The 23,635-nt window shown below is 57.7% G+C and carries 25 protein-coding genes; 6 read left to right on the top strand and 19 right to left on the bottom strand.

Annotation, left to right across the window (positions count from 1 at the left end):
• Positions 1-9 precede the first annotated feature (9 nt).
• The 6 genes from QP891_RS00120 to QP891_RS00095 all read right to left on the bottom strand — a co-directional run bounded on the left by QP891_RS00120 (position 10) and on the right by QP891_RS00095 (position 5,966).
• Positions 10-1,878 carry a peptidoglycan D,D-transpeptidase FtsI family protein gene (locus QP891_RS00120; RefSeq protein ID WP_284769795.1) on the bottom strand — a complete coding sequence of 623 codons (1,869 nt, stop codon included), beginning with the start codon at positions 1,876-1,878 and terminating at the stop codon, positions 10-12.
• Positions 1,879-2,089: 211 nt separating this feature from the next.
• Positions 2,090-2,920: a cell division protein FtsL gene (ftsL, locus tag QP891_RS00115; protein ID WP_284769510.1), complete on the bottom strand. Its 831-nt coding sequence runs from the start codon at positions 2,918-2,920 to the stop codon at positions 2,090-2,092.
• Positions 2,917-3,957, bottom strand: a complete 1,041-nt coding sequence (rsmH, locus tag QP891_RS00110; RefSeq protein ID WP_284769509.1) for a 16S rRNA (cytosine(1402)-N(4))-methyltransferase RsmH — start codon at positions 3,955-3,957, stop codon at positions 2,917-2,919. Before rsmH ends, ftsL begins: the two co-directional genes overlap by 4 nt.
• A gap of 168 nt (positions 3,958-4,125) precedes the next feature.
• Entirely contained in the window at positions 4,126-4,560 is a 435-nt protein-coding gene (mraZ, locus tag QP891_RS00105) for a division/cell wall cluster transcriptional repressor MraZ (protein WP_034654127.1), read from the bottom strand.
• Positions 4,561-5,001: 441 nt separating this feature from the next.
• On the bottom strand, positions 5,002-5,403 hold the full coding sequence (locus QP891_RS00100; RefSeq protein WP_284769508.1) for a DUF3040 domain-containing protein: 402 nt from the start codon (positions 5,401-5,403) through the stop codon (positions 5,002-5,004).
• A 119-nt stretch (positions 5,404-5,522) separates the two neighbouring features.
• A complete protein-coding gene (locus QP891_RS00095) occupies positions 5,523-5,966 on the bottom strand; it encodes an SAV_6107 family HEPN domain-containing protein (protein WP_284769507.1) in 444 nt (147 codons plus the stop codon).
• Positions 5,967-6,200: 234 nt separating this feature from the next.
• On the opposite strand from QP891_RS00095, the gene QP891_RS00090 reads away from it, so the two are divergent.
• From QP891_RS00090 to QP891_RS00080, 3 genes are read left to right on the top strand one after another with little or no spacing between them, the layout of a single operon-like run.
• Complete coding sequence (locus QP891_RS00090; RefSeq protein ID WP_284769506.1) at positions 6,201-6,755, top strand: GNAT family N-acetyltransferase; 555 nt, start codon at positions 6,201-6,203, stop codon at positions 6,753-6,755.
• Between the two features lie 51 nt (positions 6,756-6,806).
• On the top strand, positions 6,807-7,886 hold the full coding sequence (locus QP891_RS00085; RefSeq protein ID WP_284816780.1) for a polyprenyl synthetase family protein: 1,080 nt from the start codon (positions 6,807-6,809) through the stop codon (positions 7,884-7,886).
• Positions 7,887-7,894: 8 nt separating this feature from the next.
• On the top strand, positions 7,895-9,418 hold the full coding sequence (locus tag QP891_RS00080) for an alpha-(1->6)-mannopyranosyltransferase A (RefSeq protein WP_284783557.1): 1,524 nt from the start codon (positions 7,895-7,897) through the stop codon (positions 9,416-9,418).
• Here the strand turns inward: QP891_RS00080 and QP891_RS00075 are convergent.
• Positions 9,387-9,791, bottom strand: a complete 405-nt coding sequence (locus QP891_RS00075; protein ID WP_005278391.1) for an Rv2175c family DNA-binding protein — start codon at positions 9,789-9,791, stop codon at positions 9,387-9,389. The genes QP891_RS00080 and QP891_RS00075 overlap by 32 nt on opposite strands.
• 9 nt (positions 9,792-9,800) lie before the next feature.
• Here QP891_RS00075 and QP891_RS00070 point away from each other — a divergent pair, with 9 nt between their 5' ends.
• Positions 9,801-11,141 (top strand): serine/threonine-protein kinase, encoded by a 1,341-nt coding sequence (locus tag QP891_RS00070; protein WP_284816778.1) that lies wholly within the window; start codon positions 9,801-9,803, stop codon positions 11,139-11,141.
• 6 nt (positions 11,142-11,147) lie between these two features.
• On the opposite strand, the gene QP891_RS00065 is transcribed toward QP891_RS00070, so the two are convergent.
• Both QP891_RS00065 and QP891_RS00060 read right to left on the bottom strand, forming a co-directional pair.
• Positions 11,148-12,536, bottom strand: a complete 1,389-nt coding sequence (locus QP891_RS00065; protein ID WP_284816776.1) for a class II 3-deoxy-7-phosphoheptulonate synthase — start codon at positions 12,534-12,536, stop codon at positions 11,148-11,150.
• 44 nt (positions 12,537-12,580) lie between these two features.
• Positions 12,581-13,090, bottom strand: coding sequence for a polyadenylate-specific 3'-exoribonuclease AS (locus QP891_RS00060; RefSeq protein ID WP_284769794.1), 510 nt, complete (start codon positions 13,088-13,090; stop codon positions 12,581-12,583).
• A 75-nt stretch (positions 13,091-13,165) separates the two neighbouring features.
• Here QP891_RS00060 and QP891_RS00055 point away from each other — a divergent pair, with 75 nt between their 5' ends.
• The gene (locus QP891_RS00055; RefSeq protein WP_284769501.1) at positions 13,166-14,353 is read left to right on the top strand and encodes a glycosyltransferase 87 family protein; all 1,188 of its coding nucleotides are present in this window, start codon (positions 13,166-13,168) and stop codon (positions 14,351-14,353) included.
• On the opposite strand, the gene QP891_RS00050 is transcribed toward QP891_RS00055, so the two are convergent.
• The 6 genes from QP891_RS00050 to QP891_RS00025 all read right to left on the bottom strand — a co-directional run bounded on the left by QP891_RS00050 (position 14,259) and on the right by QP891_RS00025 (position 20,052).
• Positions 14,259-15,353, bottom strand: coding sequence for an acyltransferase family protein (locus tag QP891_RS00050; RefSeq protein ID WP_284769500.1), 1,095 nt, complete (start codon positions 15,351-15,353; stop codon positions 14,259-14,261). The genes QP891_RS00055 and QP891_RS00050 overlap by 95 nt on opposite strands.
• 62 nt (positions 15,354-15,415) lie before the next feature.
• Positions 15,416-16,156: a lysophospholipid acyltransferase family protein gene (locus tag QP891_RS00045; RefSeq protein ID WP_284769499.1), complete on the bottom strand. Its 741-nt coding sequence runs from the start codon at positions 16,154-16,156 to the stop codon at positions 15,416-15,418.
• 23 nt (positions 16,157-16,179) lie between these two features.
• Positions 16,180-17,115 carry an ROK family protein gene (locus QP891_RS00040; RefSeq protein ID WP_284769498.1) on the bottom strand — a complete coding sequence of 312 codons (936 nt, stop codon included), beginning with the start codon at positions 17,113-17,115 and terminating at the stop codon, positions 16,180-16,182.
• A 38-nt stretch (positions 17,116-17,153) separates the two neighbouring features.
• Positions 17,154-18,257, bottom strand: coding sequence for a glycosyltransferase family 4 protein (locus QP891_RS00035; protein WP_284769497.1), 1,104 nt, complete (start codon positions 18,255-18,257; stop codon positions 17,154-17,156).
• Complete coding sequence (locus QP891_RS00030) at positions 18,258-19,301, bottom strand: C40 family peptidase (RefSeq protein WP_284769496.1); 1,044 nt, start codon at positions 19,299-19,301, stop codon at positions 18,258-18,260.
• 121 nt (positions 19,302-19,422) lie between these two features.
• The gene (locus tag QP891_RS00025; protein WP_284769495.1) at positions 19,423-20,052 is read right to left on the bottom strand and encodes a C40 family peptidase; all 630 of its coding nucleotides are present in this window, start codon (positions 20,050-20,052) and stop codon (positions 19,423-19,425) included.
• A gap of 944 nt (positions 20,053-20,996) precedes the next feature.
• Between QP891_RS00025 and QP891_RS11945 the strand changes: the two genes are divergently transcribed.
• Positions 20,997-21,179 carry a hypothetical protein gene (locus tag QP891_RS11945; RefSeq protein ID WP_410763475.1) on the top strand — a complete coding sequence of 61 codons (183 nt, stop codon included), beginning with the start codon at positions 20,997-20,999 and terminating at the stop codon, positions 21,177-21,179.
• A gap of 645 nt (positions 21,180-21,824) precedes the next feature.
• Here QP891_RS11945 and QP891_RS00015 read toward each other — a convergent pair.
• The 4 genes from QP891_RS00015 to QP891_RS00005 all read right to left on the bottom strand — a co-directional run.
• Positions 21,825-22,046 carry an integrase core domain-containing protein gene (locus QP891_RS00015; RefSeq protein ID WP_284769494.1) on the bottom strand — a complete coding sequence of 74 codons (222 nt, stop codon included), beginning with the start codon at positions 22,044-22,046 and terminating at the stop codon, positions 21,825-21,827.
• A 12-nt stretch (positions 22,047-22,058) separates the two neighbouring features.
• The gene (locus QP891_RS00010; protein ID WP_284769493.1) at positions 22,059-22,337 is read right to left on the bottom strand and encodes a DDE-type integrase/transposase/recombinase; all 279 of its coding nucleotides are present in this window, start codon (positions 22,335-22,337) and stop codon (positions 22,059-22,061) included.
• Positions 22,338-22,369: 32 nt separating this feature from the next.
• Positions 22,370-22,531 (bottom strand): hypothetical protein, encoded by a 162-nt coding sequence (locus QP891_RS11810; protein ID WP_284769793.1) that lies wholly within the window; start codon positions 22,529-22,531, stop codon positions 22,370-22,372.
• A 589-nt stretch (positions 22,532-23,120) separates the two neighbouring features.
• On the bottom strand, positions 23,121-23,635 hold a 515-nt coding region (locus QP891_RS00005), incomplete at its 5' end, for a transposase (protein ID WP_284816774.1).

Here is a 23,635-nt window from a genome sequence, read left to right as displayed (position 1 = left end):
TTCAAGCTCCTATTGTTCCCGCAGGGTCATCCGCGGCGCTGGTGTCGAGGTCGGAATATTGTCGCGATTGAGCAGCCAGGAAGAAATATCCCGGAAGATGGGGGCCGCGGACTGGCCGCCACCACCATTGTCTTCCACGCCGGACTTAGGCTCATCGAGCATGACTGCGACGACGAAACGTGGGTCATCGGCAGGCGCAATGCCCGCGAAGGTAATCCAGTACGCGGAATTAGAATACGCCCCGGAATTCGGGTCCACCTTCTGCGCGGTACCGGTCTTGCCGGAGAGCTGGTAGCCATCCAATTGGGCATTAGCGGCCGTACCGTTTTGCACCCCGGCATCGTCATCTTGGAAGACGGCGCGGAACATATCCACCGTAGTTTTGGCGGTTTCCTTGTCTACTACCTGGGTCTTCTTTGGCTCGGGCAGCTTTTCCGTTTCGCCATCGGGGTCTTTGATCTCGTCGATGATGCGCGGTTCGATGCGCTCGCCGCCATTGGCCAACGCTTGGTACACGCTAGCCATCTGCAGCGTCGTCCACGCCTGACCTTGGCCGATGGGCAAGTTGGCAAAGGTGCCGCCTGACCACTGCTCTTGGTCTGGCACCGTGCCGGCGGATTCATTCGGCAGCTCAATGCCCGTGTTAGCGCCCAAACCAAACTTCTTCAGGTACTCCGCATATTTCTCAGGCCCGAGCTTATCCGCGATCATCAAGGTGCCCACGTTGGAGGACTTACCAAAGATGCCGGTGGTGGTATACGGCTCGGTGCCGTGAGTCCAGGCATCGTTGACGGTCACGCCAGCCATGTCGATGGAGCCCGGAACCTGGTGCACCTCGTCCGGAGTAGTGATACCCTCCTGCAATGCGGCTGCCGCCGTCACTATCTTGGCAACGGATCCCGGCTCATAGGGGTGGGAGATGCTGCGGTTCTCAAAGTCCTTGCCCTCTTTGAGCTGGTCTTCGATATTCTTATTCGGGTCCACCGTATCGGTATTAGCCATGGCGAGCACCTGGCCCGTCGCGGCATCAAGCACTACAGCCTCGGCACCCTCCGCCTGCGAATTGGCCTTAGCCTTTTCCAGCTTTTGCTGGACGTAAGTCTGCAGATCCAAATCGAGGGTGAGGGTGACGTCGCGGCCGTCAACGGCATCCACGACATCGCGCAGGGTGCCGGGGATAACCTGCCCATCGGTGGAGACATCCTCCGTTGACTGCCCATCAATGCCGGTCAGCTCGGTATCACGGGCTGCCTCAAAGCCAAATTGGCCGTGGCCATCCATCGAGACCTTGCCCACGACGTTTTCTGCAATCGCCCCATTCGGGTACTGGCGGATATCCTGCCGGTCAGCTGCCACACCGTGGTACTTATTGGAAATCTCTACGGCAACATCCGGGTCCACATTGCGGACCAAGACCTCGTACTGCGTATCGGCTTTGAGCTTGTTTTTAATATCGTCCGCATCCACCTTGGAGGCAGAGGCACCAGAATCCTCAATCATCTTCGGAATGCCCTCAGACATCTCCTTGAGTTTGTCCTCCATTTGTTTGGTGAGGTACTCCTCTTTTTTGTTGTCATCCATGCCCTCGAGTTTCCCCTCGGACGTGGCTTCCATTTTCGCCTGCTCTTTCAGTTCATCGCGCAGGCGCGTGGGAGAGACAGTCAAGGAACGAGACTTCATCGTATAGGCCAAACGCTGACCATCTCGGTCCAAGATCTCTCCCCTGCGGGCGGGGTCGATGTAGACGCGTTCGCGCTGGGTAACAGCCTTCGCCGCAAGGTCTGGACCCCAGACCAATTGCACCCAAGCAAGGCGGCCGCCCAAAGCGACGGTGGCGACGACGACACAGGTCAAAATGATGCGCAGGCGCTGGCGCATGATCGCTTTTTGGGGCACAACAGAGCTAGCAGCGCGGCGCGGCCGCGGACGGTATCCACGGTTGCCACCATTATTCGGTGCAGTCACGGTGTTCAGTCACCTTCCCTTCGCCGCCACAGGTTCTTGCGTGTATCGATTGTGCCCTACAAGATGGGCAATGCCCGCGCTACCACGCGCGAGCACAGAGAATTTCACCACTTATTCTGTCCGTTTAATCGGCCTGGCTGGTGTACGGCGCGCGGGCGGGAAGGTTGGGGCGACTATCGCTGGCGTTATCGCGGTTATCGTCGTCATCGCTGCCGCGGTGCTCATCCCGGTTCTCGTCCGCATCGTTGCCGCGGGCATGTTGCTGCTGTCCGCGCGGCACGGCGTTGAGAGAATCAGACATCCCCTCCGTATCCTTTGGATCGCTCGAGGCTTGGCCCGGGCGGATGGGTTCACCGTTGACATCGATAAGCTTTTCCGTATCCGGCGTGCCTTCGCGCTTGGCGATGATCTCTCCATCCCCGCCTACCTCAGTCACGCCGGGTTGCTTGGACACTGCCATGCCCAATTCATCCGCGCGGCGGGCAATATCAGCCGAGGAGCTCAAGTTTTCGGCGTCCCGATTCAGCGATTCAATCTGATTATCCAACTGCGATTCCTGCACCGTCAGCTGCTGGATTTTAAACGTCTGTGAGGTGGACAAACCAGAGAGCCACATGGCCAGCACTACCCCGCCAATGAGCAAGGTAACGGCCAAGACGGCAACTCGGACAAAAGCGTTATTCTGCTTCGTCTGCTGTTGCAGCCGCCGGCCGCGGAAGCTGACGACCTGCTTCGAACCAAGCCGGTTCGGCCCGCGGTGCGGCACCCGGGTACGGCTAGGGGCCGTGCGGCGCGCCGTTTTGCCAGTGGTCCTGGTGGAGGTGCGCTCGCGCACTGCGGTAGGCGCTCCCGTATCGATTCCGGTGGTGAAGTCTCGGCTGGCGCCCATGCTGCGAGTGGCCTCCCTGTCGCGGCTATCCGTTAAGTGCTGGTTTCGGCGTGGGATGGTGCTCATTTCTTGCCTCCCGGGGTTAAAAATTCTGGCGTGCCTTCAAGCCGTTCTAGGGCGCGCACGCGCACCGACGCGGCGCGGGAATTTTCTTCTACTTCCGCCTGAGATGCCTTTTCGGCCCCACGGGTAACCGTGGCGAATTCCGGTGCGGTACCCGGCAGGTCCATCGGCAAGCCGGCAGGCGTAGTGGACGTAGAAAGGTCCTTGAATGCCGCTTTTACGAGGCGGTCTTCTAAGGACTGGTAGCTCATAAAGACCGCGCGCGCCCCAATGGAAAGCGCATTTGTAATAACGGGAAGCACATTTTCAATGGCCTCCAACTCGCGGTTGACCTCTACCCGCAGCGCTTGGAATGTGCGCTTTGCGGGATGCCCACCCGTGCGGCGCGTTGCCGCCGGAATGGTCGAGTAAAGAAGCTCAACCAGCCGGCCCGAGGTGCTAAAAGGTTCCTTCTCGCGCTCCTTGAGCACGGCGGAGGCAATCTTGCCCGCGAAGCGCTCGTCACCATAGGTCTTAAGAATCCGCGCCAAGTCCCCGTGCGAATACGTATTGAGTACGTCAGCGGCGGTAAGTCCATGGCTCGGGTCCATCCGCATATCCAGCGGCGCATCCGTCTTATAGGCAAAGCCGCGCTCTGCTTGATCCAGCTGCATGGAAGAAACACCCAAATCAAAGAGGGCTCCCGCAATACCGTGGGCGCGGGCAGCTTCAAAGATATCGCCCTCGCCCTGGGCAATGGCGGTGCCGAGCTCATCGAAGCGAGCATTAACCGCGCAAAAACGCGGGCCGAAGGGCTCTAGCCTGGCCGAAGCATTGCGCAATGCCTGCTCATCGCGATCCACACCGATAACGCGCGCCTGCGGAAAGGTCTGGAGGAAGTACTCGCTGTGGCCGCCGGCGCCCAAGGTGGCATCGACAAGCACAGCCTGCGAGCCCGCATCCTCTACCCCGGGGCGCAGGAGCTCTGCCATGCGCTCGCGCATGACCGGCACATGGCCGTGGTTATCCGCCACATCGTAATTAAGGTCAGTTGTAGCCATGTCTCCCCGCGTCCCCCTTTCTTATTTCCGCTGTGCAGGACTTCCTATCGTGGAAAGCACGACGAGTGCATATAGGGCCCTGTCCGAGGCAGGTTTCTGATATCGGGGAAGTACACCAGAATCATCCGCCTCGGACAGAGTCCTTACACGCACTCGAGATGCGGGCTTCTACAGCAAGCCCGCAAGTACGTCATCGGCATCTGCTGCCGAATAAGCATCTTCAGTTTGCGATTGATACTCAGCCCACGCGGCTGCATCCCAAATTTCAAGGAAATCTACCGAGCCAACCACCACGCACTCTTTGGACAAGCCCGCGTACTCACGGTGGCCTGCGGACAAGGTGATGCGACCATGCCCGTCGGGCCGCTGTTCGTCCGCACTTGCCGCCAAGTTACGAATGAAAGCGCGTGCTTCCGGATTGGTTCGAGAAACCGCCGCAGCCTTCCGTGCGCGTTCGGCGAACTCTTCGCGCGGGTACACGGCCAAAGAATGGTCTTGCCCCTTAGTGACCATCAGGCCACCTGCGAGTTCATCACGAAATTTTGCAGGAAGCGTTAAGCGCCCTTTGTCATCAAGTTTCGGAGTGTAGGTTCCGAGAAACATCCCGGCGTCCACCTTCCTCACTCGACAACTCCGGATTCCCTCACGTCAGAAGAGAGTTTTTCAACCCCATTCCTCCGCTGCGCCCCACTCTACCCCACTTTCCCCCACATGCCCCACTTAAATCGCTGTATTCTTAATAACTCAAAACGTATGTGCAGTTAAAAGGGTGTTTTTACGGTGGGCAGATTTCCCGCGCCCCACCTTGACAACCCCGGAGATCCACCCCTTTAATCCCACCTACAACATCAAAGTTACTTCACCCCATACGCCACTTACAGCGCATTGCCTGCATAGAGCCCAGGTATTTCCCCCTCCAGCACCCACAATCCCCCACCGCACCGCAGTTTTGGTAAGAAGGTGGGGCAAAGTGGGAAATTTTGGTGAGCCATAAAAAATCCCCAGCCACCCTTTATGGTGACTGGGGAAATGAAAAGTTCGCGGTTAGCTCTCCTCAAAGCGCCGACGGAAGTTTTCTTCCAGCTTGCTGCCTACTCCGTTACTACGGGATGACGCTGCCTTCTTTGCCCGCCCATTAGTGGACTTTTTCTTTCCTGTGCTAGCGGGCTGGTCGCCACGAAGCATCCACACACCAGAAGCAAACATGACAAGGAATCCGGCGATGGACAGCGCAATAAACCACAAGTTTTGCTGCGCCAAGGCCACGCCGCCGACGAGCATGCACAGACCAACCACAATGAGCGCAACCCCACGCAGGGTAAAAGCGCCGCCGGAACCGCCGATCGAGGTAGATTCAGACACAGAAGCGCCAAATTTAGGATCGTCCGCTAATAACGATTCCTCTATTTCACGGAGCGTGCGTTGCTCCTGTTCAGAAAGAGACACTTTTCCTCCAACTAGGGACTGGGCTTCGGCCGATATATCTTCTACCAATACTAACGTCCAGAGTAACCAGTATGTTCCCCAAAAGGTAGTTATTCCTCTCAGCAGTGATTATGCCGCGGTTATGCCGCAAAAGAGCCCAGAATCGTCTCGGCTTCACTCTCATCTAAAAACTGCGCTGCCTGCTGCATTAATCCGTAGACATACTCCTCATCCGGAGTTGCATCCAGGCCAGATGCAACCCGGGCGCGAGTGCGAGAATAGGACTTGAAAGCCTCCGCCCACTGCTTTTCTTCGGCCCCGATTAGAGCCAAGCGATCCCACGCGCTCGTTGGCAGGCGCCGGCGACGAGAGGCCACCGATACCGCTACCCGCGCGCCAGCCGTACGCAATGCAGACTGATAGGCCACCTCTAACGCCTGATCAAAGCGACCCTCCGCCGCGTAGCTTCTCGCCTGATCTAAAAGCTCGCGGGCTTGAAATAAAAAGTGTGCCCGCTTCGCACCCCGCTTACCAGTGAAGCGACCGGTAGTGCGGGACTGCGTTGCCGAAATAATCTGTGCCATTGTTTTTCTCCTGTAGTGCGCCAATAACTAACCGTGTTCGACTGCCGTTGACTTTAAGCAGCCGACTGGACATCTAGTTTCTATTCTAGGTCACATGTTCGAATTATTCAAGAGTTTTACCAGCCATATCTCCCTGCATATCGAACATTGTTCGATATTTTTTAATGTTCGATGGAATAACCCCACCCCACCCTCGTCCGCCGGTAGCCGCACGTATCTGGTGAGATAGATACCGTGAGTTTCGAAATCCGCCGCTTAACCCCGCAAGAGTTCTCAATGTTGTCTCCTCAGCTCGTGGAGATATACATCGAGGCCATGGGATATGACCCGGTCACGTTTTCGCGCAGTGTTGACCATTGGCGGGCGGATTCCATGCGCCCAGGGTTTACAGCGCTTATCGCCACGCATGACAACGGCGTCGTGGGCGTGGCATATGGATTTTTGGGATCACCGGATAGCTGGTGGGATTCCGAGCTGCGCCGAGCCCTGCGCCGAAATGGCGGCCCAACGGAGTCCGAATGGCGCATGCTGCGCAATTACTTTGAAGTAGCCGAAGTACACGTGCTACCGGCCTTTCAAGGACACGGTTTAGGCAGGCAGCTACTTAAAGGGCTGCTGTGGAATATCCCTGCCCAATACGCTTTATTATCAACACCGGAGGCGCCACAGGAAGCCAACGGGGCGTTTCGCCTCTACCGGTCTGTGGGCTTCTTTGATGTCGTGCGTCACCATCGCTACCCCGCGGATCCCCGGCCCTTCGCCATTTTGGGAGTGAGCCTGCCGCTATAAACCTGCGTTATTTCTTCTTGGCCCTAGGCGGTATCGTGTGGAGGTGTGACTATGACGAATATTCCTGAGCTTGCGGATATCCCCGGCGCGGTGCGCGAAAAACTGGCCATCTTCTTGGATCAGCGCCGGGATCACGTGGCAGAGATCGGCGCCCCGGTCAGTACCGCCATGAGCTTCTTGGAATCATTCGTCCTCGATGGCGGAAAAAGAATGCGCCCCATGTATGCGTGGGCGGGTTACCTCGCCGCAGGCCGCGGCTCGGAATCCCCTGAGGCCATGCTGCGCGCGGCGTCCTCGCTGGAGTTTATCCAGGCCTGCGCACTTATCCACGATGACATTATTGACGCGTCGAATACCCGGCGCGGGAAACCAACGGTGCATCGGGAAGCAGAGCGCCTCCACCGGGAATCTGATTTCTTAGGGGATCCGGAATTCTTTGGTACGTCGGTCGCCATCTTGGTGGGTGATTTTGCGCTGGTCTATGCCGAGGATATGTTTCAGGATTCTGGGCTCAGCCCGCAAGCTTTGCAACGTGCACGCGAGCCTTGGCGTGGAATGCGCACCGAGGTTTTGGGCGGCCAGTTGCTCGATATTTCCCTCGAGGCAGCCGGTTCCGAATCCGTGGCGCTGAGCAATTCCGTCAATCGCTATAAAACCGCCGCCTATACCATCGAGCGCCCCCTGCATTTGGGCGCTGCCATCGCGGGCGCGAGCGAAGAGTTAATCTCGGCTTTCCGCGGCTATGGGCACGATATCGGCATTGCTTATCAGCTGCGCGATGACCAACTGGGAGTTTTTGGGGATCCTGCGATCACCGGCAAGCCCGCTGGGGACGATCTACGGGAAGGCAAGCGCACGGAGCTTCTCGCCCTAGCGCTACAGCGCGCCGATGAACGCGATCCCAGCGCCGCCGCTACCCTGCGGAAATTCATCGGCCGCACCTCCGATTCGCAGGACTTGCTGCGCCTGTCCCAAATCATTGCGGATTCCGGCGCCCCCGATGAGATTGAGCGCCGCATTACCGCGTTGACGGAATCCGGGTTGGCTCATCTGCGTGCGGCACATGTGGATCCGCAGATTACGGAAACGCTAGAGCATCTAGCCATTCAGGCGACGACGCGACAAAAGTAGGTATCACTGTGGCCAAAACCTACTCCTTGCCAGTCCCCCGCGCGCTCCCGCTGGGCCTCGTGGCCTCGTGCATACTTCTTTTTTCGTCTTTTTCTGGCGGCTCGACCCGCAATCGCGGCGGCGTGCTCGAAGCGCTCAATATCGGATTTTTATCGTACGGTCACGGGCGCAACCTCGGGTTGGTGCTGTATTGGGTGGGCATTTTCCTCCTCGCCGCCGCCTGGGTGCTTGCCGGGCGCATGATTATTCGCCGGCAGCTTAAGCACCCGCGCCCGGAGGGAGGGGTGCGCGAGTTACAACGCATTCTTATCGCATGGGTCACCCCGCTGCTTTTCGCCGGCCCCATGGCTTCCCGGGACGTGTATTCCTACCTCATGCAGGGCGCCATGGTCCGCGATGGGTTCGACCCATATACCGAGGGCGCCGCCATCAACCCTGGGCCCTTCTTGCTGGAGGTCTCGCAAGATTGGCGCAATACCACCACCCCGTACGGGCCACTGCACCTGTGGATTGGCAAGATCGTCACCACCGTCGTGGGCGATAACGTCACTGCCGGGATCATCATCTATAAGCTGCTTTCACTATCAGGCTTTGTCCTCATTGCGTGGACGGTGCCGCGCATTGCCCGAAAGCTCGGCGCGGATCCGGCGGTCGCGCTGTGGATTGGCGTTGCCAACCCGGTCATCATCTTGCACCTTATCGGTGGCATGCACAATGAATCCCTCATGGTTGGCCTCGTGTCCTTGGGGCTATTGGCCGCGCTGCACCAGCGCTTCCACGCCGCGTTGCTGTTAGTCGGTACGGCGGTGGCGATGAAGGCTACCGCGATCTTCGCCGCCCCCTTCATCGTCTGGCTCATGGTGCACCGCTACGCGCCTCAGGGTTCTACCGTGGTGCGCACGGCAGTAGCCTTCTTCTGCTCAAGCGTCATCGCGGCCGTGGAAATCATCGCCACGGTAGCGCTTATTACTTGGGGCTCCGGCACCTCATGGGGGTGGCTTTCCCAGGTCAGCGGCAACTCCAAGGTGATTAACCCCTTGGCGGGGCCGACATTGGCCGCAGACATCATCGTTCCCGCGGTCCACATTTTTGATCCGGACGCCTCCTATAACGCCATCTTGGGCGTCCTGCGCACGATCGCGATGGTATGCATGCTCATCGGCTTAGTCATCGTGTGGTGGCTAAGCCGACATACTGTCCGCGATGCCATTATGGGCACCGCGGCGGCCTACCAGGTTGCCTTCGTCTTCAACTCGGTGACCCTGCCGTGGTACTACGCCTCCATCTTTACGCTCATGGGCACCTTCCGCCCGCCGCTGTGGCTGCTGAAGTTTACCTCTGGCGTAGCGTTATTTATCAGCTTGAGCTTTTCCGGCGACGGCAACCACCAGCTCTATAACTGGTTCTGGGTCATCGGCCTCATCGTTGTGTCCTGGTCCGCAACGCAGTGGATGTTCGATGGCATTGGGCACAAAGGCCCGCAACTGCCCACACGCAGGGCTAAAAAGCAGACGCCTGAGCCCGCCGAATAACCTCGCGCGCCAGGTGCCCGTGCAAGGCGTCAATGGGCCGGCCAGGCAGGGAGTCATCTGCGGTAAATAGGTGGCGCAGGATTTCCTCGTCGTCATAGCCGCCATCGGTAAGCACGGTAATAACGCCGGTGACATGCTTGGCGATGCTCCCCTTGTCATTGAAGAATGCCAGCGGCACACGCTTGCCTTCGGGCGAGTCCCAGACAATGAATTTGCGGTCCTGGAGCAGGTCATAGGCGCGCGTGATGGGAAGACCTAGCTTGTCTGCCACCTGCTGCATGCTGAGCAGCTCTTCGCCGGCCAATAAGGAATTCAGGGAATTTTCTGCATTAGTCACGCCACCTACTTTAACGCGCCCTAGTGGATCGGCCATACTGGGAGTATGACTAGGTTGGAAATTGGTGACGTGTTGGAAGACCGTTACCGCATCGATCGCCCCATCGCCCGCGGCGGTATGTCTACCGTCTATCGCTGCGTGGATATGCGCTTGGGCCGCCAAGTGGCCGCAAAGGTCATGGATGAGCGCTATGACGATGACCCGGTTTTTATCAAGCGCTTTTCCCGCGAGGCCCGCGCGATGGCGCGGTTGCAACACCCCAACCTCGTGGCCATTCATGATTTTTCCGCCGATGGCGAGCCCATTTACCTCATCATGGAGCTTATCGATGGCGGCACCCTGCGCGAGCTGCTTGCCGAAGGCGGTCCGCTGACCGTCCCTGCCGCATTATCGACCCTGCGCAGCGTGCTCCAAGGCTTGACCGAGGTGCACTCTACAGGGCTTATCCACCGCGATATTAAACCCGATAACGTGCTCATTACCTCGCATCACCGGGTGAAATTGGGCGATTTCGGCCTGGTGCGTGCGAGGAATGCGCAAGCGACCTCGAATATGATCGTCGGCACCGTTTCATATTTGGCGCCGGAACAGGTCACCGGTGAGGATATAACCCCCGCCACCGACGTGTATTCCGCCGGTATTGTGCTATTTGAACTCTTGACTGGAACCGTGCCCTTCTCCGGGGATACCCCGATCGCGCACGCCACCGCTCGCCTATATGCGGATGTTCCCGCCCCATCCACGCGTGGTGAGGACGTGCCCAAGCTTGTCGATGCCCTCGTGGCCACCGCCACTGCCCGCGATCCCCGCGAGCGCTTTGCCGATGCCGAGGAATTTTTGGATGCCCTCGAGGACATTTGCCGGGAATTGGATCTGCCCACGGTAACCATCCCGGTCCCCCGCAACGCCGCTGCCGCGCGCACCGCACAAACGCCCACTGACTATTCCGGCATCGGCGCCACGGATGTATTTGAGCCCACGCGGACCATCCCGCAGGGCGCCACCGAGCACTTGGACGGCGGGCCCACCGAGGTTATTCCTCCCGAGCCGGATCCGCAGCAGCCGGACTTTGAAACGCGCCTCGATGTGCCCAAGGCACCGGTCCCCCCGGAGCCGCCACTGCCACCCGCCCCAGCACCGACACCGGCCTCGGCGCCTGTCCCCGCACCAGCGCCCGCTGCGGGCGTGGGGGCAGCGCATTCTCCTGCACAAGCCCCCGCGCAGGTGGCAGAAGAAGAACCGGCTGAGCGGCCGCTAACCAATCGCCATCCTGCATCACTGCTGGTCTTTCTCCTCGCAGTGGTGGTGGCAACCGGTGCGGTCGCTATCAGCGGGTGGTGGTTTGGTTCCTCCTATTACGAAGGAACCCCTTCCCTCTGGGTCTAGTGGGAGCTAGTTCCGCAGCATCTCTGCGATGAGGAAGGAAAGCTCGAGGGACTGTTGCGTGTTCAGGCGCGGATCGACGGCGGATTCATAGCGGCCCGGCAGATCTAGGTCGGTGATGTCCTCGGCGCCGCCGAGACATTCCGTGACATCTTCGCCGGTGAACTCGAGGTGCACGCCGCCCGGGTGGGTGCCCAAATCGCGGTGTACCTCGAAGAAGCCCTGCACCTCGTCGACGATCTTGTCGAAGTGGCGGGTCTTGTACCCGTTGGACGAGGTAAAGGTATTGCCGTGCATGGGGTCGGACTGCCACACCACGGTGTGCCCGGAGTCTTCGACGGCCTTGATGATGGGTGGCAACACGCTGCGGACCTTGTCGTGCCCCATGCGGGAGATGATGGTCAAGCGGCCGGGCTCGCGGTTGGGATCCAACTTTTCGGCATATTCCACGGCCTGCTCAGGCGTGGCGCCAGGACCAAGCTTGATGCCCACCGGGTTGCCGATCATGGCGGCGAAGTTGACGTGGAAGTCATCCAGACCACGCGTGCGCTCACCAATCCACACTTGGTGCGCGGACAGGTCATAAAGCTTGGTATCACCATTATCGTCTTGGCCCAAGCGCAGCATGGAACGCTCGTAATCCTTCAACAGCGCCTCGTGTGAACAGTAAATATCCGCCGAGTGCAAGGTGGAATCCTGCACGCCGCAGGCATTCATGAATTTCAGGCCGTTTTCAATCTCGCGGGCCAGATCCTGGTAGCGGGCACCGGCGCGCGATTTACGGACGAACTCCCGGTTCCATTCGTGCAGGCGGTACAGGTCAGCGGTGCCGGAGGAGGTCAAAGAGCGTACCAAGTTCATGGCCGCGGAAGAGTTAGCGTAGGCGCGGATCATGCGTGCCGGGTCATGACGGCGATCCTCATCGGTGGGTTCCACGCCATTGACAATGTCCCCACGGTAATTCAACAAGCCATTCGCGTCCGTATCCGAAGAACGCGGCTTCGCATACTGCCCAGCAATGCGACCCAGCTTCACCACTGGAACGGAAGCACCATAGGTCAAGACGACGGCCATCTGCAGTAAGGTTTTGACGTTGCCGCGAATATGCGGTTCGGTATTCGATTCAAAGGTCTCGGCGCAATCGCCGCCTTGCAGGAGGAAAGCGTTTCCTAGTGCGACATCGGCAAGCTGCCGCTTGAGCTTCTCAATCTCCAGGGCAACCACGATGGGCGGCACCGACTCGAGAATCTTGCGCACGTTATCGGCTTGGGTGGGATCCCAACTAGGCTGTTGCTTTGCGTCACGCTTGATGACGTCCTGGAAGACCTCCTCAATGCCCTCTGGCAATGGTGGAAGATCAGGCAGAACACTTTGCGGAATATCTACTGTCCAACTCACTCTTCCATTTAACCATTTACTGCCTGTCGATTGGTAGTTAACTGCTAGAAATTGATTCTATTCCCCTTGGACAAGGGCAAGACCTCGGTGCAGGCGCGGAATTTAGCGAGGTTATGGCGGGCATCGACAAGCGCATCGTGATTGCCCTTAGGCACGGCCGGCAAGCTGGGGCGGCCGGCGAACTCCCACAGCTGCTTCAACTCGCGGGTATAGCGCGGCAGGCGCTTGGGCAAGCTCGCCATATCGCCCCACAGCTGCGCCAAGACCACGTGGTCATACGCGCCGACCCAAGCCCACAATTCAATTGGCGTAGAGCTGCGCGTGAGAAACTCCAGGATTTCCGTGCGGATGATACGCGCCGGCTTCCATGCAGAATCCTGGGGGCTGGGCAGCTTAGCCAACACGTTTTCCTTGACCCAAGAATTGGCCTTAGACGGGTCAAAATCCGTGGATACGGAATAATATTCACTTCCGTTTTCACCGACGATGCCGATGGAGACCAATTCAATGGTCTTGCCATCCTCGATAAATTCGGTGTCATAGAAGTAACGCACGTTTCCCAAGCCTAGCGCTGCGGCGATGGGCGCGGGAAATTGGCCCCACGATCGCGCCACTGTAAAATTTTGCGGGTGAGCAGAACCGATAATAAAGCCCTGTGGACCACCGCCCTCCCCCTAATCCTGTCTGCGCTCGCGGCGCTGTGGTGGATTATCGATATTCCTGCGTTATTCTCGGGCGAGCTTCGTGCCTTTTACCACATTGACCTCGATGTTTACCGCGAAGGCGGGGCCGGCTTCGGCAGCGATCTTTATGATCGTGACTATTTCGTAGGCACTGACCGCAACTTTTCCCTGCCTTTTACCTACCCACCGTTTGCGGCCCTGCTCTTCGCCCCGCTGCAGTGGGTCCCCCTCACCGCTGCCGCCGTGGTAGTCACGGTCCTCTCCGTACTCGCATTGTGGGTATGCATTGCGCTGGTATTGCGCTCCCTCAACTGCCAGGAATGGGCGGCTTGGGGGCTTTTTGCCGCCATGCTGGCCGAGCCGATTACGCAGACCTTTAGTTTTGGTCAGATCAATATCCTGCTGACCGCACTAGTGGTCATTGATTTGCTGTGGGTGAAAAAGGCCCGTGGCATCCTGACCGGCATCGCCATTGCTATCAAGCTCACTCCCGCCGTCTTTTTGGCCGTCTTCTTCGTCCGCCGCGAATGGAAGGCCTTCTTTACCACCCTGGGATCCTTCGTAGCCGCTGGCCTCATAGCCTTCGCCGCCAATCCGCATAGCTCGATTGAGTATTGGACCTCCACCTTGCGGGATTCCGAACGCATCGGCGGCCTAGCCTATAGCGCCAACCAGTCCTTGCGCGGCTTGTTTACCCGCCTTAGCCCCGATAACGCTGAAACTCTGTGGCTCATTGGCGTTATCGTCGTCATTGCAATTGTGTGGTTTGCCATGGAGCGCCTTTCCCACGGCAATCAGGTCGTGCTCATGCTGCTGGCGGCGTCTGTGTCGCTGCTGTGCTCCCCCGTATCGTGGTCACACCACTTCACCTGGCTGGTATTAGCGGGCGTCTACTTGGTTGCCAGCCGCCGCTGGATCCTAGCGGCACTCACTTGGCTGGCGCTATTTGCCCGCGGCCACTGGAAAGTTCCGCATACCGAAGACCAAGAACTGGACTGGACGTGGTGGCAGCACATCGTTGGCAATGACTACGTCATCATTACCGTGTTGTTGGTTGCTTGTTCGCTACCATTGGCTCTACGGCGGGGCGGCGCCTACCGATCCGCGGCGGAACCAGTGTCCAGCCAAGGATAGGGACCTTCCCCAGCGCCCACAGTGCAAGCGAAGAAATAGCCGTAAAGATAAAGCACATAGCGATCCAAAACCACGTGTTTTCCAGCGGCCACGTCCCCGCCAAAGACACGACATAATCGTGATGCGCCATGTAGTACCCGTAGCCCACCGTCAAGCCAATAGGGTGCGACAAATAAATCGGTAGCGTGTGCCGTCCGACGAACTTCACGCCTTCTGCAATCCACGGAATGTGGCTAATGAGCACGGCGCCGATAATGCCCGCCGGCACCTCCAGTGCCTGTTCCACGAGGCGCACTAATAAGTTGACATCTCCCCAACCTAAAAAGTCCGCGCCCAGCAGGGGCCAGTTAAAAGCAACATCAGCATCGTTGCCATCCCACACGTGGCGCAGGGCCAGGCCTGCACAATAAGCGCCGATGGCTGAGGCATACGCTCCAGCACTGCGCATGCTCCACGAGCCGCGGAATATCTCTTCTGCCGCAGCAGCAAAACGCGTGATTGGCTCGCGAAGAAAGGCGGCGCCTACGAAGATGGGAAGGAACATAATGGCCTTGCCAATAAACTGAAACTGTTCCTGCCACGCAATAAAAAGCACGGGAGTAAAGCTCAGGCCGATTCCTGCCCACGCCGGTAAAGCACGCACACACCACAAAAATAAATTGAACAAAATGAGCGCGTGGATAAACCACGCCATCGTATGGCCAAGGAAAAGATTTTGCAGCATCTCGGCCATACCCATGGAGGAGTCACCGAAAACCCACTGGTATTCCAGCTGTTTGGTCATATGCTCTACGGACATCCACACCAAATATGGGATGAGGAAAAACCAGAGCCGGCGGGTAAATAACTCCGCGAAACTGTAACGAAAGACTTTATAAGAGAAGTAGCCGGAGACCAGAAAGAACAGGGGAAGGCGCAGGGGGTCGAGAAAGGTATTGAGAGTTGCTAGCCACGTTTGTTCGGCTCCTGGCACCTTCAGCGTGATGTGTAGGAGCACCACGCCGATGATAGAAATTCCTTTTGCGGTATCCGGCCACGCTAAGCGGGCCTGAGGAATTGTAATTACCTCCCTTTAATCTCCGCACCGGCGGGGTATCCGTGGCCGGCCTTTAATGATTCCTTTACATCAGCCGCATAGACATCCACATAGGGATTGCCGGAGAGCTCGGCTAGTGTCCCCATGACCATGTCCGTGAACGCTCGAATGGTCTCGTGCTGCTGCGGATCCATGCCGTGCTCGCGCGCCCAATCGTGCGGGTAAATGGGATCTCCCACGCGCATCCCCACCTTGGCGGGACGGACAATCCACGAGCCGATTGGGTTAGCCTTGCGAGAATTGATCATAACGACGGGGTAGACCGGCTGATTGGTCTCCATGGCAATGCGCCCCATCCCGGTACGCCCCTTGTATACACGCCCATCTGGAGACCGCGTTCCCTCTGGGTAGATACCAAAGAGATCACCGCGCCCCAAAATCTTCCGTGCGGTCTCGAGCATGGCCTCCCCCGCTGATTCATGATCCCGCTCAATGGGAACTTGCCCGACGGAGCTAAAGAACCACTTCTGCATGCCGCCCACGAGGCCGGGGGTGGTGAAATACTCCGCCTTGGCCAAAAAAGTAATTTGGCGCGGGCACAGCAGGGGGAAGAAGAAGGAATCCATCACCGCTTGGTGGTTGGACACCAAAATCGCGGGCCCCTCAGCAGGGATTTTTTCCATCCCTTCTGACCAAGGGCGGTTCCATACACGCAGGGCGGGCCCGAAAAAGATGTGCTTAAACGCCCAGTACCATTTGTTTTTCATCTCCAGCTCGTCCTTCGCTCATTCTAGTGGCCGCGGCGGGCCAGGTCAGCTACGCCAATCATACCTGCTGCCGAGCCCAATTCCGCGGTTGCAACGCGAGCAAGGGGGCGATGCCCAGCGCCGACTATATCCCGGCCCATGGCAGCGGTGGCTTCCTCTAAGTACATATCCGCATCTTGGGACACGCCGCCGCCAATGACAATGAGCTCCGGATCAAGCACATCAGCCACGATGGATAGGCCTTGGCCCAACCACTGCCCAAAGTTCTCCATTACCGCAACACCAAGTGGGTCTCCCCCACGTGCCGCGCGTGCAACCTGCTCACCGGTGGGATACGGCGGCAAGGAGGTCTCATCATAGTTTGGGCGCAGTTCGCGCGCGGTATCCGGCAGGGCCGTGCCAGAGGCATAGCGCTCCAAGCAGCCCCGTTTGCCACACGAGCACTGCCTGCCATTGGGAACCACAACGATATGACCAAATTCCGGAGCAGTTCCAAACGCGCCGCGGTAGATGGTGTCGTGGGTCATCAAGGTAGCGCCAATGCCGGTGCCGACCGCAAAAAATACCCAATCCTTCGCGCCGCGCCCCGCGCCAAAGCGCCATTCTCCCCAAGCGGCGGAGTTGGCATCATGCTCCAACCGGACATGCAGCCCCAAGCGCTCCGCAAGGTTTTTCCGGACGGGCGCATTCCGCCACGGAAGATGCGGGGCGAAGCGGACGGTCTCACACTCTGGATCCAAAAATCCCGCAACAGCAAGGCCCACCGCACCCACGGGATAGTCTGCGCGCAGCTCCTCGACGATTGCTACCAGGTCATCATCAAGTTGGCGCGGGTCGCCCGAGGTTGGCATGGTGCGACTCGCGAGGATGTCCCCGTCTCGAGTAATTACTCCACCGCGCACATTGGTGCCACCGACATCGAAGCCGATAGTAAGATCGGCGGAGTTGTTTTCAAGCATGGATATCAGAATATACCGACAACCGGGCCAGGGTCACATCAAGCCATAAGCTTTCTCAGCCGCTGCCCCATAATCTCCCAGCTCCAGTGCTTTTCGACGTGCCTGCGTCCCGCCTGCCCCATACGAGTACGCATTTCCGGCGAGCGCAAGAGCGCCTTCAAGGCAGCCACAAGCTCATCAACAGATGTGCCCTTGACGACGATCCCCGTCTCCTCCGAAATAGTCTCCGGCGCTCCCCCAGAATCACCAGCGACGACCGGGACCCCGCAGGCCTGTGCCTCTAGGTAAACAATGCCCAAGCCTTCTACGTCCAAGCCTCCGCCGCGAGTGCGCGCCGGCATGGCAAAAATATCCGCGGCATGAAGTGCAGTTTCGATGCTGGGAGCCGGCTGAATCACCGCATCGGGGCAATAAAGCTCCGCCAATTCTCGCAACGCATCGTGATAACGCCCGCGCCCAATCAGCATCAACTGAGCATCCGGGAATTCTTCTCTGACCTGCGGCATCGCCCGCAATAATTGGTCTTGCCCCTTGCGCGGGACTAAACGGGAAATACAGACGATGGTAGGTCCGGTCACTCCGAACTCCGCCTTCGCGGCCGCGCGCTGGGCAGGGGTTGCGGGAGAAAGCAAATCTAGGCTGACTCCAGAGGGCAGGTGAGCCCACTCTGGGTGCGGGCCAAAAGGCCCGCGCAGGCGCCGCAGAGTGTAATCCGAGATATATGTAATGACGTCGGCGTTATTGCCAATCAACCGCAGGCATTGCCGGGCCAGTGGAACCATAGACCAGCCCACCTCGTGGCCATGCGTCGTTGCCACCACGCGGCGTGCCCCTGCCTGCCGCGCAGCCTTGCCCATCAGCGCCAACGGTGCTGCCGCACCAAACCACACGACGTCAATGCCTTCCTGCCGGATGATCTCCTGCATGCGGCGCGTGGTTGCGAGGGTGGGCAGCATCACGCGATGTGGCCACCGAATGACTTTGTAGGCAACCGAGGCGTCATAGTCCTCAGGTGGCTCTTGGGTTGAAGCGAATACTACGACATCGTCTGGGTCAAGCGCTTCAAGGTAGTCCCGCAGGTAGGACTGGATTCCTCCGACTTTGGGAGGAAAGTCATTCGTTACCAGCAGTATGCGGGCCACTTAGAATCGTGCAGTCCCCGAAATAGGCATCGAGTTGAGCGGCACGACCTGAACCGGCACGCCATAGGTTGAGGCGTGTACTACCTGGCCGTTGCCAATGTACATTCCGACGTGGGTAACTCCTGGGTAGTAGCCCACGATATCGCCAGGCTGCAGCTGATCAACCGGCACGGAGGTGCCACCTGCAATTTGTGCTTGCGAGGTACGCGGAATGGTCTTCCCAATTTGCTGGTATGCCCAGTACATCAGACCAGAGCAGTCGAACTGGTTCGGGCCGGCAGAACCCCAGCCATAGGGCGAACCCAGCTTGGACAGAGCCGCAGAGCTAGCGCCATCAGCGATCTCTCCCAGGTCGAAATCCAGCTTATCCGTGCCGCCGAATTGCCCTTCCCAAGCTTCGCGCTGCTCATCGCTCAGCGCATCCACCTGAGCTTCGATGTCCGCCTGCTGCTCTTCCAACGCATCCTTTTGCTTCACCAGCTCATCGCGCTGCTTTTCGAGGTCCTTCTTTTCCTTTCGGACTTTTTTAGCAGCCTCAGCAGCTTCCTGCTGAACCGCTTCGGCCGTTGAGGCGGCATCTGCCTTTGCATCGAGGGTGCGTTGCGCCTTGCGGGAAAGCGCACCCAAGTATCCCATGCGTTCTACGGCGTCTGTTGGGTCTTCTGCAGCCAGAGCGCCCGAAACGGCGGAACGGGAGTCTCCCCGGTAGCGGGACTGTGCCAAATCGTCCACGCGGCCTTGCTGCGTAGAGACATCGCCCTGCGCGTCATGTACACGTTTTTGGGCCTCTGCGGAGACTTGCTCCGCTTGAGCGACCTCTTCTTCCTTGGCCGCGAGCCTATCTTCTAGCTCTTTGACTTCCTCATTCTTCGCCGAGACCTTACGAGCGACCTCTCCGACGCGATCCACCAGATCATCGACGTTTTCAGAAGTAGATTCTTGGTTCGGTTCCGCCTCCTGCGCGATAACTTGCGGGAGGCCAGTAAGAGAAGTGACAGCGAGGACTGCGGTTAATGCAGCAGCTGGGAGCACACGTTTAGACACGAGAAGACCTTCAACTCAAAATTTTCAAAAATCGATTTTACTATAGCGGGTTTTAGCCGCCGTTGCACAACAAAACCCTTCCCTTTTTCGCAAAGGGAAGGGCATGTCATTTCACTGCGAATTAGAAGCGCACAGCGTTGTTAATCGGCATGTAGTTCAAGTCGCGCTCCTGCACAGGGGTGCCGGAGTTAAGCGCGTCAATGATGGTGCCGTTGCCGGTGTAGATACCGACGTGGGAAGCGCCACCGTAGTAGGAAATGATGTCACCAGGCTGGAGCTGGTCCAGGGAAACAGGGGTACCGCCAGCGGCCTGAGCCTGGGAGGTACGCGGAATCTGAACGCCAGCCTGGGAGTAGGCCCAGCTGGTCAAGCCGGAGCAGTCGAAAGCGTTTGGGCCAGCAGCGCCGTAAACGTACGGCGAGCCGAGGACGGAGCGTGCAGCTTCCAGAGCCTTCTGACCAACGGTGGACGGTGCCGGAGCAGCCTGCTGCTCTGCAGCAGCGACGAAGCTGTCGCCACCCTGGTTGGAAACCTGGCCCAAGGACGGGACATACTTGTCAATGTTTGGGACCTGGTCAATGTTCGGGACGTTTTCCAGACCGGCAACCTCGAAACGGTAGTCGGTATTAGGAACAACGACCTCGGCAGCCTGAGCAACGCCTGGGGCGGCGACAGCTGCGGTTACAGCGATGGCTGCAGTAGATGCGATACGACGGGTATTTACAGTGCCCTGACGACGGTGCTTTGCCACGAGAAAAACTCCAAATCTTCCTACGCGTCTACTTTTCCTTGTAGAAAAGCTCTGACCCTAGGGCCTAGTGTTCATTGGAGGACCGTTCCTTTAGGCCTTCCTCCACTCGGCCCCTCAGTAGGAGGAGCCAGATGCGACGCTTTAAATTTTCATTTCCTATTGAGCACCTTTTCGGGCGGTAACTCAATGTCTCAAATAGGTTACGAAATCATCACAATCAATGTCCATTCACTACCCCGGATCTAGCTTTGTTACACGTTCGTTATCTTATTTTGACCAAGCCGAGACAAACCCGGCATATCAAAGATTCAATAAAGCTATTACTGATTTTTAGGGGCCCTACACTGGGATAACAGCCCATGCCTACTCCACCTCAGGACGGGAATCCTTCCGTTAACCCAGGGTTCAACAAGTGCAAAAACTATTATTTGTGACTTTAGACACACACGGTTCGTAACAATCACTTTTACACCACCAGCCACCTTTTATAACGCGCTGCGATCGCTTAAAACCGGACTTCTGCCCCGACGATATTTATGCCTTGTCGTTGCTTAACCCCATGAGCCACGAAGTCATGAAGGACTAGATGGTCGCCCACATAGCGGCGCATGAGAGACTCCGATACCTGATACGCAACCGGCACTGCGAAACAAAGTCAACGAATCACGGTTCTTAGCTCCTAAGCTCAAAGAACCCAGCTGCGGGTCACCTCTGCTCGCGCATTGCCCTGCGACGGAGCTTGCCCACTACTCTCCTTTTCCCGGTGGGCTTCCTTAATAAACAGCATTAAGTCGGGTCCACAGGGCTTTTGGCCGTCACCACCAAGCGCCCTGGTTCAGTCCCCATATATCTGGCTTAATTCACACTCCGCCTATAGCCATCCAATTCGTTATATCGAAAGCTCAATCGGTTGCGTCCGCTAGCGTGATGTATCTGTTACCCGGGTGGTGCACTCGGAGATCCTCGACGACGAGCATGAAGACACCGCGGCGGGTTTCTGGCGGCGCGCAAGCGGCTTTTTCGCGTCGCTCGGTGTGCGTGTCGGCGCGGTGATGACCGACAACAGCGCCTGTTACCGTTCCCGCGCGTTCGTCGAGGCGTTGGGGCCGGGTGTCAAGCACCGGTGAACCAGGGGCGAATCGGCCACAGACGAGCGGGAATGAGGAACTGTTCGACCGCACGTTGATGACTGAGCGGGCCTACGCCCGGCCGTATTTGAGTCTCAGAGCGCCCGGCAGAAGGCGTATGTGGAGTCCAGCCACGACTACAATTTCCACTGGTCTCATACCGCTATCGGCGGGTTAACCCTATGCAACGCGTTCACAACGTCGCGGGGAAGTACGCGCTCGAATCATCGATAGACTCGAGACGAATGCTAGTAGAGCACGGCAGTCATCGGGGAGTTGTTAATTATGGCTGTCTTGGCTTCTAACTCAGCATGTGAAGGGGACACCTCGATAGGGGAGCTCTTGCATCTAATTTCCGTATCATGGAAAATACGATAACTAAATCCAACCGTAACCGTCCCACCATCCCTCACTAACGCTTTGTCTCTTCCCCAGTGACAATTGCTTACGATCCCATCGCACTCAACGCGCGGCAACGTAAAAATCTTGTGGAACCACCAGCTCACCCAAGTTGGTTTGAAAACCGTGCGGATTTCACGGCAGTCCATAAAGTTCTCTACGTTTTTATCGTCTTCCAACTCTAGGTACCCTTTCTCAACAGGAATGGTCGAAGCAGCAAGAACTGAAGTGCCCCGAGTTTTGTTCCTAGGCATTTGCCTTGATTTCTATTATTCGCTGTTGCGGGTGCTGCTTCCACAATTCGGTTTCCACCTCGGCTGGGGTTCGGTATCCCAGGCTTTGGTGGAGCCTTACCTCGTTCCACCATGACACCCACTCAAACGTGGCGATTTCTACCTCGACAACATCATCCCACCTGCGAGTATGGATCAGCTCGTTCTTATAAGAGCCGTTAACGTTTTCAGCCAAAGCATTGTCATATCAGTCACCGACAGTCCCAGTGGAAGCAGTGATCCCGTGTTGGGAAAGTCGCTGGTTGTAGACAACGCTGACGTACTGCGAGCCGTGATCCGAATGGTGAATAAGACCTGTTGTTTCCCTCGCACTCACAATCGCTTGATTGAGTGCTTGCAGCGGCAATGCCTCGGTGCGCATCGAGTCCGATAACGCCCATCCGACGATCCGCCGGGAGTAAACGTCAGTGACAAACGCGGCATACACAAAGCCTTTCTTCGTACACACATAGGTAATATCGGCCACCCACAGCCTGTTTAAGGCCTTGGGCTTTGAACTCACGCTCGACCAAGTCTGGGCGTAGATCCGGCACGTTGAGGTGTACGGGTTGTAATAGGTGATCCGCCTTTGCCTTTGCCAGAAACACCGGCTAGGCGCATCAGCCGGGCGGTTCGTTCGCGACCGATATCGATTCCGTCACGGTGAAGTGCATGCCACATTGTCCGCACGCTTAAGACACCGTCATTATCCCGATGAATAGCACTAATGCGTTCAACTAGAACAGCCGTCACGAAGGCGACGAGCACTTAAGCCCACGGGCTTTGGACTGGCGATAACCACGCGAGGTGATGACCCCACCAGCCTGGTTATTCTTTTAACGCCAGTGCAGATGAACTCGACAGAGAAACGATTGCGGTATTTATCGATGAACCGGATCATAACCGAGGCTTGGGGCCTGGTCGTGAGGCGAAAAAAGCTGACGCGGGCTTCAGTAACTCGTTGGTATCTCGAAGCTGGTGATTTTCGCGGCGTAGCCTGGCGTTTTCTGCGGCCAAGTCTTCAGGCACAGGTTCTGGGGTGTTTCCTGCACGGCGAGCAGGCTTAAGTCCATAGACGAACCGTGTGCCATGAAACCCCCAACTTTGGAGCTACTGCCTGGCACGCGGCCTGCATTGACATATTTTCCGCCACGATGCGGTCCTCTACAAGACGGACGGTCAAGTCCGTTTGAGTGGTGTTTCTACCTTTCGATAGAGCATGCAGTGTGATGGTGTCAGGGGCCAGCACGTGCTCGGTGCTTTAACTGGTTCATGCGACCTCCTTGGTGGTGTCAGCGTCTATGACGTTGGCGGTAATCAATGCTTTGGTCTGTTCCAGGCTGGTTAGTGACATGTAGCGGTTTTGCTGGATCCAGTCATCGTGTTGTTCTGCTAGGACAGCACCAACAAGGCGCACGACAGCGTCACGATTGGGGAAGATGCCTACAACATCCGTACGCCTGCGGATTTCACGATTGAGCCGTTCAGTAGGGTTATTCGACCAGACTTTCTTCCAGACGGATTTCGGGGCGTTGGTAAAAGCTAAGAGCTCGTCGAGGGCTTCTTCCAGGTAGCTGGCAACGTGGGGGAATTTATCTTCACAAAACGCTACGACCTCACGTGCTTGGGACCACACCGATTCCGAGTCTGGTTGCTGGAATATCGTATGAAACATCGCCGATAGGGTTGGCCACTGGGTCTTGGCAACCATCGAAGACAGGTTTTTAGAAAAGTGCGTTCGACACCGCTGCCAGGACGCATTCGGCAACACGTCACTAATCGCAT

It is taken from the genome of Corynebacterium sp. MSK310 (genome assembly GCF_030227355.1).
Lineage (GTDB): Bacteria > Actinomycetota > Actinomycetes > Mycobacteriales > Mycobacteriaceae > Corynebacterium > Corynebacterium rhinophilum.
Note: the sequence above shows the minus strand (reverse complement) of the source record. Positions and strands in the feature narration are given on the sequence as shown.